The organism is Rhodococcus sp. IEGM 1330, assembly GCF_033142445.1.
Taxonomy (GTDB): Bacteria; Actinomycetota; Actinomycetes; order Mycobacteriales; family Mycobacteriaceae; genus Rhodococcoides.
The window spans coordinates 51,596-65,898 of record NZ_JAWLSB010000015.1 but is presented as its reverse complement, the minus strand read 5'-3'; the positions used below and the strand labels follow the sequence as shown (position 1 = coordinate 65,898).

General features: G+C 64.8%; 13 protein-coding genes. 5 read left to right on the top strand and 8 right to left on the bottom strand.

What is annotated here, in order from left to right:
- The first annotated feature begins 63 nt into the window (after nucleotides 1-63).
- The gene (locus R4P57_RS25410) at nucleotides 64-1,059 is read left to right on the top strand and encodes an iron-siderophore ABC transporter substrate-binding protein (protein ID WP_317805637.1); all 996 of its coding nucleotides are present in this window, start codon (nucleotides 64-66) and stop codon (nucleotides 1,057-1,059) included.
- Nucleotides 1,060-1,167: 108 nt separating this feature from the next.
- Here R4P57_RS25410 and R4P57_RS25405 read toward each other — a convergent pair whose 3' ends face one another.
- The 4 genes from R4P57_RS25405 to R4P57_RS25390 all read right to left on the bottom strand — a co-directional run bounded on the left by R4P57_RS25405 (nucleotide 1,168) and on the right by R4P57_RS25390 (nucleotide 7,117).
- Nucleotides 1,168-3,033 (bottom strand): ABC transporter ATP-binding protein, encoded by a 1,866-nt coding sequence (locus R4P57_RS25405; RefSeq protein ID WP_317805636.1) that lies wholly within the window; start codon nucleotides 3,031-3,033, stop codon nucleotides 1,168-1,170.
- Between the two features lie 110 nt (nucleotides 3,034-3,143).
- Nucleotides 3,144-5,459, bottom strand: a complete 2,316-nt coding sequence (gene lon, locus R4P57_RS25400; protein WP_317805635.1) for an endopeptidase La — start codon at nucleotides 5,457-5,459, stop codon at nucleotides 3,144-3,146.
- A gap of 108 nt (nucleotides 5,460-5,567) precedes the next feature.
- On the bottom strand, nucleotides 5,568-6,269 hold the full coding sequence (locus R4P57_RS25395) for a type 1 glutamine amidotransferase domain-containing protein (protein ID WP_317805634.1): 702 nt from the start codon (nucleotides 6,267-6,269) through the stop codon (nucleotides 5,568-5,570).
- A gap of 65 nt (nucleotides 6,270-6,334) precedes the next feature.
- Nucleotides 6,335-7,117, bottom strand: a complete 783-nt coding sequence (locus R4P57_RS25390) for a putative protein N(5)-glutamine methyltransferase (protein ID WP_317805633.1) — start codon at nucleotides 7,115-7,117, stop codon at nucleotides 6,335-6,337.
- Between the two features lie 62 nt (nucleotides 7,118-7,179).
- On the opposite strand from R4P57_RS25390, the gene R4P57_RS25385 reads away from it, so the two are divergent.
- Together R4P57_RS25385 and R4P57_RS25380 are read left to right on the top strand one after the other, a co-directional pair.
- On the top strand, nucleotides 7,180-8,244 hold the full coding sequence (locus R4P57_RS25385; protein ID WP_317805632.1) for a pentapeptide repeat-containing protein: 1,065 nt from the start codon (nucleotides 7,180-7,182) through the stop codon (nucleotides 8,242-8,244).
- A gap of 79 nt (nucleotides 8,245-8,323) precedes the next feature.
- Nucleotides 8,324-9,211, top strand: a complete 888-nt coding sequence (locus R4P57_RS25380; RefSeq protein WP_317805631.1) for an oxidoreductase — start codon at nucleotides 8,324-8,326, stop codon at nucleotides 9,209-9,211.
- A gap of 10 nt (nucleotides 9,212-9,221) precedes the next feature.
- Here the strand turns inward: R4P57_RS25380 and R4P57_RS25375 are convergent, their stop codons facing one another.
- Together R4P57_RS25375 and R4P57_RS25370 are read right to left on the bottom strand one after the other, a co-directional pair.
- Nucleotides 9,222-10,217, bottom strand: coding sequence for a glycerophosphodiester phosphodiesterase family protein (locus R4P57_RS25375; RefSeq protein ID WP_317805687.1), 996 nt, complete (start codon nucleotides 10,215-10,217; stop codon nucleotides 9,222-9,224).
- Between the two features lie 62 nt (nucleotides 10,218-10,279).
- The gene (locus tag R4P57_RS25370) at nucleotides 10,280-10,840 is read right to left on the bottom strand and encodes a TetR/AcrR family transcriptional regulator (protein ID WP_317805630.1); all 561 of its coding nucleotides are present in this window, start codon (nucleotides 10,838-10,840) and stop codon (nucleotides 10,280-10,282) included.
- A gap of 60 nt (nucleotides 10,841-10,900) precedes the next feature.
- On the opposite strand from R4P57_RS25370, the gene zapE reads away from it, so the two are divergent.
- Nucleotides 10,901-11,914, top strand: coding sequence for a cell division protein ZapE (gene zapE / locus R4P57_RS25365; RefSeq protein WP_317805629.1), 1,014 nt, complete (start codon nucleotides 10,901-10,903; stop codon nucleotides 11,912-11,914).
- 41 nt (nucleotides 11,915-11,955) lie between these two features.
- Here zapE and R4P57_RS25360 read toward each other — a convergent pair whose 3' ends face one another.
- Together R4P57_RS25360 and R4P57_RS25355 are read right to left on the bottom strand one after the other, a co-directional pair.
- Nucleotides 11,956-12,930: a GGDEF domain-containing protein gene (locus R4P57_RS25360; protein WP_317805628.1), complete on the bottom strand. Its 975-nt coding sequence runs from the start codon at nucleotides 12,928-12,930 to the stop codon at nucleotides 11,956-11,958.
- Between the two features lie 424 nt (nucleotides 12,931-13,354).
- Nucleotides 13,355-13,735, bottom strand: a complete 381-nt coding sequence (locus R4P57_RS25355; protein ID WP_317805627.1) for a hypothetical protein — start codon at nucleotides 13,733-13,735, stop codon at nucleotides 13,355-13,357.
- A 175-nt stretch (nucleotides 13,736-13,910) separates the two neighbouring features.
- On the opposite strand from R4P57_RS25355, the gene R4P57_RS25350 reads away from it, so the two are divergent.
- Nucleotides 13,911-14,285, top strand: coding sequence for a hypothetical protein (locus R4P57_RS25350; RefSeq protein WP_317805626.1), 375 nt, complete (start codon nucleotides 13,911-13,913; stop codon nucleotides 14,283-14,285).
- Nucleotides 14,286-14,303: the final 18 nt, after the last annotated feature.

Below are 14,303 nucleotides of genomic sequence, written 5' to 3'. Positions count from 1 at the left end.
ATGATCACAGCTTCAAAGGGTCGGTTAGGCTAACCTCGCTAAGTTCTGTTGCGAGGAGACCACATGAAGAAGACCGTCCAGCTCGTCGCCGCCGGTGCCTCCGTTCTGGCACTGACAGCCGGCTGTTCGTCCGACGCCGACACCGACGCGTCCGGTAGCCCCGGTAGCGCCGCCGGCTTCCCGGTCACGATCGATCACCGATTCGGTGAGACGGTCATCGACACCGAGCCAACCCGCGTCGTGACGATCGGGTTCAACGAACAGGACTTCGCACTCGCGCTGGGCGTCAAGCCCGTCGCAACGCGCGGCAACCTGAGCTACGACTACCGGCAGCGCCCCTGGGCGCAGGAGGCGCTGGGCGGCACCGAGATTCCCGAAGTCGGCAGTACCGACCTCGAGCTCGAGCAGATCGCGGCGCAAGCACCCGACCTGATCCTCGGCCCGTACTCCTTCATCGACCAGGGCCAGTACGACACCCTCTCCGGAATAGCCCCCACGATCGCCGACATCGGCGGCTACGAGGACGTACCCGCATCGACCTGGCAGCAGGAGTTCGCCGTGGTCGGCGAAGCCCTCGGCAAGTCGCAGGAAACCCAGGACCAGACGGCCGAGCTGGAGCAGAAGTTCGCAAACACCGAAGCCGAGAACCCCCAATTCACCGGTAAGTCACTGTCTCTCGCCTTCGTCATGGACGACGGCAGCTACCTCCTGCTCGGCAAGGACGACATCCGCGCGCTGTTCTTCACCGACCTCGGCTTCGAGATTCCCGACGCCTCCGAGACCATCAGTCCCGAGAACCTCGACCGACTCGACACCGACGTCCTCGTCATCGCCGGCCAGGGCCGCGAGCAGCTGCAGACCAACCCACTACTCGCCGCCCTCGACGTCGTTCAGCAGGACCGCACCGTCTACATCGGCTCCTTCAGTACGGACCTACCCTCTGCCCTCGGCTACTCGAGCCCGCTGTCGCTGGACTACGCGATCGACGGATTCACACCGATGCTCGCCGCCGCAACCGACAACGATCCAGCGACCGTGGTCCCGGACCCAACTTCATGAGGTCACTCCGCAGGCTGCGCTCCCGGTTTCATGAGGTCACTCCGCAGGCTGCGCTCCCGGTTTCATGAGGTCACTCCGCAGGCTGCGCTCCCGGCCGCTTCATAAGGGTCACTCCGCCTGTGCGAACTGCGTCCGGTGCAACTCCTCGTAGCGGCCTCCCGCCGCGAGGAGCTCGTCGTGTGTGCCGCGTTCGGCGACTCGCCCGTCCTCGATCACGAGGATCACGTCCGCAGCTCTGATGGTCGACAGCCGGTGCGCGATGACCACCGACGTCTTACCCTCCAGAGCCTCGGCCAACGCGGACTGCACCGCGGCCTCCGACGTCGAATCCAACGATGCCGTTGCCTCGTCGAGGATGACGACCCGAGGCTGCGCGATCAGCAACCGTGCGATCGTCAGTCGCTGACGCTCTCCACCGGAAAGTCGATACCCGCGTTCGCCGACGACGGTGTCCAGGCCGTCGGGCAGGGAACGAACGAGGTCCGCCAGCCGCGCCCGCGAGAGGGCATCCCACAGTTCGTCGTCGGTGGCGTCGGGCCGCGGCAGCAGCAGATTCGACCGGATGCTCTCGTGAAACAGGTGCCCGTCCTGGGTCACCATTCCCACTGTGCCGCGGACGGATTCGGCCGTCAGGTCCCGCACGTCGATGCCGCCGAGCCGGACCGCACCGCCATCGACGTCGTACAGCCGTGCAATCAACTGCGCGATCGTGGACTTGCCCGCACCGGACGTACCGACCAGCGCGACCATCTGGCCGGGCTCGGCTCGGAACGACACACCGTGCAGAACCTCCTCTCCCCCGCGCGTATCGAGGGTCGCGACCTCCTCTAGCGAGGCGAGCGACACTTTGTCCGCAGACGGGTACGCGAACCGAACATCATCGAGTTCGACGGCCACCGGACCTGGCGGTAGAACTTTCGCGTCGGGCTTGTCAGTGATCAACGGAACGAGATCGAGAACCTCGAAGACTCGCTCGAAACTCACCAGCGCGCTCATGACCTCCACGCGGGCGCTGGCAAGCGCGGTCAGCGGTGAGTACAGCCGCGCCAACAGAAGCGACAGTGCCACAACCGAACCCGGGTCCAGGCTCCCACTGAGGGCGTAGAAGCCGCCCAATCCGTACACCACAGCGAGCGCCAGTGCCGAGACCAGCGTCAGCGCCGTCACGAACACCGTCTGCACCATGGCACTGCGCACTCCGATATCGCGCACCCTGGCCGCCCGCACCGCGAACTCGACCGATTCCTGCTCGGGATGACCGAACAGTTTCACCAGCGTTGCTCCCGGTGCCGAGAAACGCTCGGTCATCTGCGTACTCATCGCCGAATTATGTGCTGCCGCTTCACGTTGCAACCGCGCGAGGCGTCGACCCATCCGACGCGCAGGAAGCACGAACACCGGCAGCAGGACGAGTGCGAGAAGGGTGATCTGCCAGGAGATTCCGATCATCACCACCAAGGTCAGCACCAGGGTCACGAGATTGCTGACGACACCGGACAGGGTGGTGCTGAATGCGCGCTGCGCTCCGATCACGTCGTTGTTGAGTCGGCTCACCAACGCACCGGTGCGGGTTCGCGTGAAGAATGCGATCGGCATCCGCTGCACATGGTCGAACACTGCCGTCCGCAGATCCAGAATCAGGCTTTCGCCGATGTTCGCCGAGAGCCATCGGTTGATCAGACCGACCACCGCATCCACCAGAGCGATGCCCGCGATCGCCAGTGCCAGCAGCACCACCACGCGCAGCTCTCGTCCGTCGACGATCGCGTTGACCACCCGCCCGGCCAACACCGGCGTGGCCACCGCAAGAACGGCCAGAGCCACGCTGAGCACCAGAAACCCGCCGAGTGCGCGGCGATGCGGTGCCGCGAACGTCAGAATCCTGCGGGCCGTCTCCTTCGAGAACGACGACTGGGTGTCGGGCCTGTTCATCGTGCGATACATCTGATTCCAGGCGGTCATCTCCATACTCATCCCACCAACGTAGAACCTCGACATAGCTCGAGGTCAAGCGCGGCACCCGAGACCGACGGGAGGGGCAGGCGGCCGATGCCATCCGCCCTCCCTGGGCGATCACCGCGGTACTACGCCGCAGCAGTCGCCTTCACCGGCTCCAGCGCGAGCGCCAGGATGTCTGCGACGTCTGTCATCGGTCGAACAACCAACGCCTCCAACACCTCTGCGGGTACGTCGTCCAGATCCGGTTCGTTGCGCGCCGGAATGAACACCGTCTTCAGTCCCGCACGCTGCGCAGCCAGCAACTTCTGCTTCACCCCGCCGATCGGCAGCACCCGACCGTTCAACGTGACCTCACCGGTCATGCCGACATCCGAGCGCACCGGACGCCCGGTAGCCATCGACACCAGTGCCGTCACCATCGTCACACCGGCCGAAGGACCGTCCTTCGGCACCGCGCCCGCCGGAACGTGCACGTGAATGCTGCGATCGAGAGATTCCTGCGTGACGCCGAACTGTGCTGCGTGCGAGCGCACGTAGGACAGTGCGATCTGTGCGGACTCCTTCATCACGTCGCCGAGCTGGCCGGTGAGCGTGAGTCCGGGATCACCTTCGGTCGCCGCAGCCTCGATGAACAGCACATCTCCGCCGAGTCCGGTGACCGCGAGACCCGTTGCCACGCCTGGTACTTCGGTTCGCTCATGCGCCTCTGGGGTGAACCGTGGGCGACCGAGGTACGCCACCAGGTCCGGCTCGTCGACCTTCAGGACATCCGTGGTGCCCACCAACTTCGTCGCGACCTTGCGAAGCGCCTTGGCCAGCAATCGCTCGAGTTGCCGCACTCCCGGCTCTCGGGTGTAATCGGCCGCGATCTTGCGCAGAGCGGCGTCGGTGACCGTCACCTCCTCGGATGTGATTGCCGCCCTGTCCATCTGACGAGGGAGCAGGTAGTTCCGGGCGATGACGACCTTGTCGTCTTCGGTGTAGCCGTCGATGGTCACCAATTCCATGCGGTCGAGCAGCGGCCCAGGAATCTGGTCTATCACATTGGCGGTAGCGAGAAAGACCACGTCGGACAGGTCGAGATCCAGATCGAGGTAGTGATCACGGAACGTGTGATTCTGCGCCGGGTCGAGCACCTCGAGCAGAGCGGCACTGGGGTCGCCGCGATAGTCCGAGCCGACCTTGTCGATCTCGTCCAGTAGGACAACAGGATTCATCGATCCCGCCTCACCGATGGCCCGCACGATCCGACCGGGCAATGCGCCGACGTAGGTACGACGGTGCCCACGAATCTCGGCCTCGTCGCGGACGCCGCCGAGAGCGACGCGCACGAACTGTCGCCCGAGGGCCCGGGCAACCGACTCGCCGAGCGAGGTCTTGCCGACTCCGGGCGGACCTGCGAGCACCATGACGGCACCGGACCCACGCCCACCGACCGACTGCAGGCCACGCTCGGAGCGACGCGCCCGCACGGCCAGGTACTCGACGATGCGATCCTTCACGTCGTCGAGTCCGTGGTGGTCGGCATCGAGAACTGCACGCGCAGCATCGATGTCGTTGTTGTCGGTCGTGGTGTTGTTCCACGGCAGATCGAGCACGGTGTCGAGCCAGGTGCGAATCCAGCCCGACTCCGGGCTCTGATCGCTGGCCCGCTCCAATTTGCCGACCTCACGCAGCGCCTGTTCGCGCACCTTCTCGGGCAGGTTCGCAGCCTCGACGCGGCCACGGTAGTCGTCGGCACCGTCGGGCTCGTCCTCGCCGAGTTCTTTGCGGATGGCCGCCAACTGCTGCCGGAGCAGAAACTCCTTCTGGGTCTTCTCCATACCCTCGCGGACGTCGCCGGAGATCTTGTCGTTGACCTCGACTTCGGCGAGGTGAGCCTTGGTCCACTCGATGAGCGACGTCAGACGCGTCGCCACATCCGGGGTCTCGAGAAGGTCCCGCTTCTGCACGTCGGTGAGATACGACGCGTAGCCGGCGGTGTCGGCGATCGCGCCCGGGTCGGTGAGCTTGTTGACCGAGTCGATCACCTGCCACGCATCCCGGCGCTGCAGCATCGCCACCACGAGCTGTTTGTATTCGGCAGCAAGAGCTTTCAGGCCATCGTCGACGGTCTCGTCGGAAACCGGCTCGGCCTCGACCCACAGGGCGGCCCCGGGACCGCTGACTCCGTGGCCGATGTGCGCGCGGCGCGTGGCCTTGATGACGGCGGCCGGTCGCCCGTCGGCCAGGCGTCCCATCTGCACGATCGTGGCGAGGACGCCGTACGCGGCGTAGCGGTCTTCGAGACGCGGGGCAACGAGCAGCGTGCCGCCGTCACTCGCCTGGGCGGCGTCGACGGCGGCACGTGCGGCCTCGTCGAGCTCGACGGGCACCACCATTCCGGGCAGGACGATCGGGTCGGTCAGAAAAAGTACGGGGACACGAACGATTTCGGTCACTTCTCCTCCAAAGGATTGAGCTATAGGGGCTCAACTTCGAAAGCAGTAGTGATGTTCCCGTCGATGTCCGTTGTTCTCCGTGGGCAGAACGCCGACCGCCCTCTCTCGCTACTTCAGCGCGCTGACCAGCTTCTCCGCGAGGGGTCGCGTCGACGCCGGGTTCTGACCGGTGTACAGGTTTCGGTCGACGACGACGTTCGGTGCCCACGCATCGGTGGAATCGAACTTCGCGCCGTTCTCGCGCAACCGGGACTCGAGCAACCACGGGGCCTTGTCGGCCAGACCGGCCTGGGTCTCCTCTTCGTCGGTGAATCCGGTGAGCTCGTACCCGTCGAACGCCCAGGTTCCGTCGCTGCGGACGGCCGGGAGCAGGGCGGCAGGCGCGTGACATACCGCGGAGACCACCTTGTTCGAGTCGAGGAAGTCGACCACCAGTGCCCCGAAGCTCTCGGACACGGCGAGGTCTTCCATCGGCCCGTGACCACCGGGCACGAAGACGACGTCGAAGTCGGACGCCTTCTGATCCTCCAGTTTTGCGGGCGAGGCCAGGATCGCCTCGATCGAGGCGAGGTAGCTCTTCTGATCCGCTACCTTCTCCTCGTCGCCGCCGTTGGCATCGACGGCCAAACTGCCCTCGTCGACGACCGGAGCCTTACCGCCCGGCGTCGCGACCGTGATGTCCCAGCCTGCGTCGACGAACGTGCGATGGGACTCGACGAGCTCCTCGGCCCAGTACCCGGTGGGGTGCTTCGTGCCGTCGTTCAAGGTCCAGTGGTCGGCAGCGGTGACTGCGAACAGCAATGTCGTCATGGTGAAACAACCTCTCGTCGTCGGTATCAGGTCAGGCATGCCACGCACGCGCCCGATCGAAACCCTCACCGACTCGGTGGCGAACCGATCACCACGACGGCATCGAGTGCCTCGGATTCGTCGATTCGTCCGGTGAATCCGGCGTCGACCACGGCTCGCAGCGTCGAATGTGCAAGTGCTGCACTGGTTTCGATGAGGAGGTGGCCGCCGGGGGCCAGCCATTGCGGCGCGCCGACAGCGACACGACGATGAATCCCGGCCCCGTCCGTACCGCCGTCGAGCGCGATGTTCGGCTCGTGGATACGCGCCTCTCGTGGCATCAGCCCGATGTCGCCCGTCGGGACATAGGGCGCGTTGACGACGATCGCATCGAATCTGCCGCGCATGTCCGGCGGCACCGCGTCGTACAGGTCGCCGCAATGTACGTAACCGACCGGCACCGTGCCCCCGACGTCAGCGAGATTGCGAGATGCACACTCCACCGCCACCGCGTCGACATCGGCAGCATGCAACTCGGTGACGCCATCTACCGACAGGCCTATCGCCCCGGAACCGCAGCACAGGTCGAGCAACACCGAAGGACGCAGCGCTGCAGCACATTCGACGAGAAACTCGGTTCGCCGGCGAGGTACGAACACACCCGGCTCGACGGCGATGCGTCGACCACAGAAGGCGACCCAGCCGACGACATGCTCGAGCGGTTCGCCGGCGACGCGGCGTGCGAGCATCTCGGTCAGCTCTGCCGTGGTCGACGCGGACTCGACGAGGATGTCGGCTTCCTCTTCGGCGAACACGCACCCGGCGCTACGCAGCGAGGACACCACCTCGTCGTACTCGAGTTCCCACATCGATCGTGCCTTCCGAGTGCTTCTCGCCCACCTACCCGCTCGCTGAAATACTGTAGCGCGGTATGTCGCACGACAGGACGAACTGGGAAGCCGCCGTCCGTCGGATGTGCCTGGCCCTGCCCGAGACCTACGAGGAGCAGGCCTGGGTCGGCGCGCGCTGGCGGATTCGCGGGCGCACCTTCGCCCACGTTCTCGAGATTCTCGACGGCACCAGGCTTCGCTCCTGCCGACAAAGCTCATCGCACTTCTCGATCGACCGGAGTGACTACCGCGAACAATCTCGTTTGACGCTGCCACGCGTCGAGGGACAGAGTGGACGCATGCGCGCGCCCGAGAACTTGCTGGCCGATTGCGGCAGTTGTTTCGGACTCTGTTGCGTCGCTCTGCCCTTCGCGAAGTCCTCGGACTTCGCCGTCGACAAGGCCGCCGGTGAGCCGTGCCGCAATCTTCGGCAGGACTCGCGGTGCGGCATTCACTCGACGCTGCGGGAGAAAGGCTTTCCCGGGTGCACGGTGTACGACTGCTTCGGTGCGGGCCAGAAAGTGTCGCAGTCCACGTTCGCTGGACGGGACTGGCGGCAGCAGCCGTCGAACTCGTCGGAGATGTTCGCGGTGTTCCCGATCATGCGTGATCTGCACGAGTTGCTCTGGTACCTGGCGGATGCGCGTGACCGGGATTCGGCTGCGACACTGCACGATCGACTGTCCGGGGAATACGCAGAACTGGACGCGCTGACCGAGTCGGCACCCGAAGTTCTGCTGTCGGTCGACGTCTCCGGTCTGCGGTCGCGGATCAACGAGTTGCTGCTCGAGGCAAGCGATCTGGTTCGCGCCGAAGTGAAGGGCAAGAAGAAGAACTACCGCGGCCGCGACCTGATCGGCGCACGACTGGCCGGAGCGGACCTGCGCGGCGCGAGCCTGCGCGGCACGTACCTCATCGGGGCCACCCTGCGTGGTGCCGACCTGCGCCTGGCGGACCTGATCGGCGCAGACCTCCGGGGTACCGACCTACGAGGTGCGGACCTCCGCGGCAGCATCTTCGCGACGCAGTTCCAGATCGATGCGGCGAACGGTGACGGTTCGACGCGACTCCCGCAATCCTTGACGCGTCCCAGTCACTGGGCCTGAGACTCCGGAAAGTCCGGATGTTCGTCGGCTTCTGCTGTGCTCACGGGCAAAGTCCAAAACAGACCGGTAGCCTGGCGGCGTGCCCGAAACCAAGCAGAGACGCGTTGTCATCACCGGTGCGAACACCGGTATCGGCTACTACACCGCCTTGGAGTTGGCGAAGCGAGGCGACCATGTGACGCTGGCGTGCCGCAACAAGGACAAGGCCGATGCCGCCGCGGCCAAAATTTCGGCAGCGGCACCCAACGGAACCGTCGACACCGCCACCCTGAACCTCGCCGACCTGGCCTCGGTGCGTGAGTACGCCGCGTCGGCACCGGAGTCGATCGACGTGCTGATCAACAACGCGGGCGTCATGATGCCTGCATTGCGGACCGAGACGGCGGACGGGTTCGAGCTCCAGCTCGGCACCAATCACCTCGGCCACTTCGCCCTGACCGGCCTGCTGTTCCCCAAGCTCGCTGCGGACGCCAAGATCACCACCATCGCTTCGGTCGCGCACCGGCAGGGCCCCAAGCTCGATTTCGACAATCTTCAGCTCGAGCGTGGGTACAACCCCCAGCGCGGATACGCGAACTCCAAGCTTGCGAACATCCTGTTCGCGCTGGAACTCCAGCGCCGGATCGACAAGGCCGGACTGAAGATCACCAGCAATGCCGCGCACCCCGGAATCTCGGCCACCGAGCTGTACTCGAGCCCCGACGGTCTGGGCAGCAACAAGATCCTGTCCACTCTCGCTCCGATCGGACTGAAGATCTTTTCGCAATCTGCCAGTGCCGGAGCACGTCCCACGCTCTACGCAGTCGACGTAGCGGGTGGCGGCACGTACAGCGGCCCCAAGTCCCTGTTCGAGACGCGCGGAAAACCGGGCCCGGCAAGCATGACCAAGACCGCACAGAACCCGGCTCTGGCCGCGCAGTTGTGGGACGCCAGCGAGAAGTTGACCGGAGTCGACTACCCGTTCTGACCGGGGACCGTCATCGGGCGGGTTCGGGCAGGGGAAGTCCGCGCTCGCTCATGACGGCACGCAACCGGTCGGGGTAATCGGTGATCAGGCCGTCGACCCCCAGGTCCATCAGTGCACGCATGGTGTCGGGATCGTCGACGGTCCACGGGATGACTCGTATTCCGCGCTCGTGGGCGGAGTCCACCATGTCCTGGGTGACGTAGAGCTCGAAGTCGGGGTCGCCGACCTTGCCGCTCTGCGGGGTCCCCTGCACGGGCGAGTACGCCGACGCGCCGAACGAATCGATGGCGGCAATCGCGTCCCCTCCGAAATCGTCGATGCCGATCCCGCCCAGCCAGGGAGACGCCCCGTCCTGGCCCACCTGCAGGAAGTCGCCGTTGGTCAGCGCCACCACCGGCACCTCGGGTTCGGCGTCGCGGACCAGTTGCAGTGCGCCCCAGTCGAAACTCTGCACGGTGATCCGGTCCAGCATGCCTGCGTCTCGAACGGTCCCCAGAACCGTGTCGACGAATTGCTCGCGCGGAGCGGTTTCGGTTGGGCTGCCCGCCTCGACCTTGGTCTCGACGTTCAGCTTCACGCCCGGTGCGTCGGCCGACTTCACCAGATCCAACACCTCGGTGAGGGTCGGCATGCGAGCGCCGGGGACGCGTCGTTGCTCCGGGTAGTCCGTGAGCGGTAGGGCTCCGCAATCGAGAGTGCGAATCTGCGCGAGTGTCAGTGTGTTCACGAACTTCCCGACATACGGAAACTCGGGGTCTCCCGGTGTGAGCGCACCGGTATCGACGCACTTACTGTCCGAGACCTTGCGGTCGTGGGTGACGATCGCGATGCCGTCCTCGGTGATCTGAGTGTCCAATTCGAGGGTGCTCACCCCGAGCTGCAGTGCATTGGTGAACGATTCGATGGTGCTCTCGGTTACCAAGCCGAGGCCACCGCGATGCGCCTGCAGATCGAACGACTCTTCCGGCAACGCTCGGTCCGCTGTCGAGTCGGTTCCGCACCCCATCGACACCGCGAGGGGAACGCACACCAGGGGCAAGTACCTACCGAATCGCATGCTCGACGAGGCTACGGAAGGTCGGTGTCCACCTGGGCCCCTCGCAGTGAACTCCCGGCACCCTGCAGGTAGACGGAGATCGGAAGTCGTAGCGCTGCAACACTATTCGACGAGCGCCGCCCGAACACGACGTCGGCCACCAGACCCTCGCACAGCGAGACCAGGCCGTCTCCGCGCTCGGGTTCGGTGAACAACGCCTGCGCCCGTTCGAGCGAGAAGAACGATCGAGCCAGCATGTCCCGAACATCCTGCGCGACAGCTGGATCCAGCATCAGCGCGTAGCGGGCCCGAAGCTCGATCATGCGATGAGTGAGCACATCGTGGAGATACCGCGCGATGACCGTGGCAACATCACTCTCGGTGCCGGCAATATCCGCGAACGTCGCGCGCGAACGCTCGACGAGGCGGGCGGCAACCGCCGCCGACAGATCGGACTTGGTGCGGAAGTAGTAGGACGTCGACCCTGCCGGGTAGTCGAGCGCGGAATCGATCGCCCGATGCGTCAGTGCGCGCAGGCCGTCGCGCGCGATGACCTCGAGCGCCGCATCTGCGATGGCGGTTCGGCGATCCATGATCGTGACCCTACACACCCACTCTACAAAAGTAGAGGACGGCGGCGTACGGTTCGATCCATGAGGCCGATCGCCCCGCGACACACGTTCGACACCGACTTCACCCTCGACGGGGCTCAAGCATCGGCCGCCGACGCACTCTCGACCCCCGGCACCGGGGGCGTCTACCTGTGGGGTCCGGTCGGCCGCGGCAAGACCTGGCTGCTCGACGCCTCCTTCGCCGGTGCCGCGACCACCGCGAAGAAGCGCGTCCACTTCCACACCTTCTTCCGCGACCTGCACGCTGCGTACTTTCGTCACCGCTTCTCGATCGACGTGGCCATCGACGACATCCTCTCGACGGACGACACCGGCCGGCAGGCCGAACTGCTGTGCTTCGACGAGTTCCACGTCCACGACATCGGCGACGCCCGGCTCATCACACGCATGCTCGACGCCCTCTTCGCCCGCGGGGTCACTCTGGTCGTCACCTCCAACTACGCCCCCGACGACCTGCTGCCCAATCCGCTGTTCCACCCGACGTTCGTTCCGACGATCGAGAAGCTGAAGAAGAATCTCCAGGTGATCTGCGTCGACGGTCCCGTCGATTACCGTTCCGCCGGCACCGGGTCGCGATTCGCGTCGGGGAGTTGGAGTCTGCAGGAGCGGAGCCTGCGGAGTGACCAGAAAGAGCAGGAGCGGAGCCTGCGGAGTGACCAGAAAGAGCAGGAGCGGAGCCTGCGGAGTGACCAGATTGGACCGCAGCCAGGGGTAGGGGGTCGCACCTTTGCCGATTTGTGCTGCGCCGCTCGTTCGACGGGCGATTACCTCCGGATGTTCGAGGAGGCAACGAGCTTGACCGTCACCGAGGTTCCGGCTCTGTCGAGTGTCGACGAGTTCGCCGCTCAGCGGTTCGCGAATCTCGTGGACGTCGCCTACGACCGCGACGTGCGGGTCGACTTCCACGCCCGCGTCTCGCTGGATGAATTCGCCGCTGGATGTTCGGGTCTCGACACCGATCGATTGGTCAGCAGGCTCAGTGAATTGGGCCCTCCTGCGAGTACTCCCATGGCTCCGGCCACATCGTTTCCTTGATCGTAGCCAACGAAAATCGTGTGTCGCGTACCGATCGCCGTCTACATCGTCTCGAGCATCGTTCGATTTCCACCGCCTGCCTTCGCTCGGTACATGAGGGAGTCCGCCGCGCGCGTCGCGTCGTTGACCACATCGACCCCTGATGTCCACACGTCGGAATCAGGAGCGATCACGACTGCGCCTGCGCTCACTGTGACCGGTACCGGATCCGAGCGATCCGTCAGAGTGCCGCTCACCTCGAGCACCAGTTCACACAATTGTTCTGCATCGCCGACGAGGACGGCTACGAACTCCTCACCCCCTGTTCTCGCCACCACCCCCACCTTTCCGAGGTGATCGCAGAGACGGTCGGCAACGAGGACGATGACGGCGTCGCCCTGGTCGTGTCCGTAGCGGTCGTTCACGCTCTTGAACCGATCGATGTCGACCAGAACGAGAACGAATGCCAACTGCTCGCGGTGAGCGACCATCAGCAGATCTTCGATGGCATTCTGCAGTCCGCGTCTGTTCTTCATTCGGGTCAGCGGATCGATCTCGGACTGTCGTGCATCCTCGCACACCAACGACCAGGCGATCTGGGCGAAGATCGGGACACCCGACGTCGCGCCCCCGGCTACCAGCACTGCGGCGATCGCATCCCACGGACCCCACAAACCCTGCACATACGCGGCCGCGCCGATGTAGACGATCACCAGATTGGCGAACACGAGGTGGGCGACAAGCAGTTTCGGTCCGAGAAAGAAGGTGCACATCGAGCCCGTCAACGCGAAGAGGAACGTGCCGATCAGCGCTGATGTGGGGACGTCGAGAAGGCTCACCGACGCAAGACCTACATCGCCGAACACCAGAAAGGTCACCACCTGCCACTTCCGGTCCGGCAGCGGACCGACCAGCAAAAACACAATCGTGGCGAACTGCAGAAGCAGGATGAAGATCACGTAGGCAACAGGACCCGATCCGGACGGCCCGTTCGGCGAGGCCAACATCAGCATCGACACGGCGGCGTACAGAGCCACACAGCTAGCGAACACGACTCGGATCAATCGGTGCAGAGGACGAGTCGACTTGTGTACGAAAATCCAGTCGAAGTCGTGTGGAGCAGCGAACCAGTGGCGGAGAACCTGAGCCGCACTTGGCTGGGGTCCGAGCGGCGGAACGGTGATACTCGAAATCGACCTCGGCGGCGAGAGCGTGGTCGACCGTTTGCGGTGGCGACTACGTTCCTTGCCGTGAGACCGCATCGAACGTGGTTTCAGGGACGCATTCGATCGCGCGCCGTGCCGCGATTCGGGCAATCGACAGTCTTCGTGCATGAGGGCTCCCTTGTGAAAACATCTGCCCCGGCCTGAGAGCGTAGCTATCACCGTTTCGGCTCGCCCGAAATCTGGGGAATCCGGTCTCGCCCAGCCTTCGAAGCGATCGACCCGAGAGATGGCTCTCTCAGCCGAGCGCGCGGCGAACAGCGTCGATGCCGCCGGTTCGGAGCAGTTCCTCGCCGTACGCGAAAAGTACGACCTCGTTGCCGTCGAGCGCGAGTCCCCGACACGCCAGCCCTGCCCGTTCCCACAACAGCACGAGTTCGAGGATCAGGCGCGCAAGCGTGGCGTCGGGATTGCGGCCGATACTCCACGACCAACTGCTGACGCGAACTCCTGCGTCGCGTGCCAGCGTCTCGCCCAGGCGAGCCCCGGTGACCATCGGATACGGATCGTCGATGAGGGGGACGAAGGCGGATGCGAACAAACCGGCGGCGAGTTCCCTGCGATCCTGCCTTAGCAGGGCCTGCAATTCCGCCGACGCTTCACTGTCTCGTGTGGACACAGACGCAGCTTAGGCAGTGTCCGAACAAAGGGAGACACCCACTACTGACGGCGGTCGGGGGCGACAGCAGTAGCGGGTGTCTCATTGTGCATTCGCAGCCCCTCTCGAGGTGGATGGGTATCGGATGAAAGATTTTTCCGAAGATTTTCTTCGACCCGAGGAATAGCCTGTGACCATGCCTTTCACAGCAGCGAATCACTACGACTTCACCGGCGACGACATCACCGGGACCGTCGATGCCCATCGATCCGCAGGCGTCTGGGCGGCGCAGCTCGTTCTGAGCGGACAGACGCTGGAGTCCACCGACGTCACCCGATCGGACCTGGGTTTCGAGGTTCGTACCGTCGTCGACAATCTTTCGGACGGTAACCGGACCCACCTGCTGGTCGTGTTACCGCGCGTCACCATCGACTCAGACGACGGCCAACCTGTCACCTTCACCTCGTACGCGGTGCTGTACACGGTCCACGGTGGATCGACCGAGGTGCACGGTGTGGCCGAGTCCTACGACGTGCGGCTGCTCAGCGGAACCGCGTCGCACGTCGGCTAGAAGTGTTGGCCGGCGTGT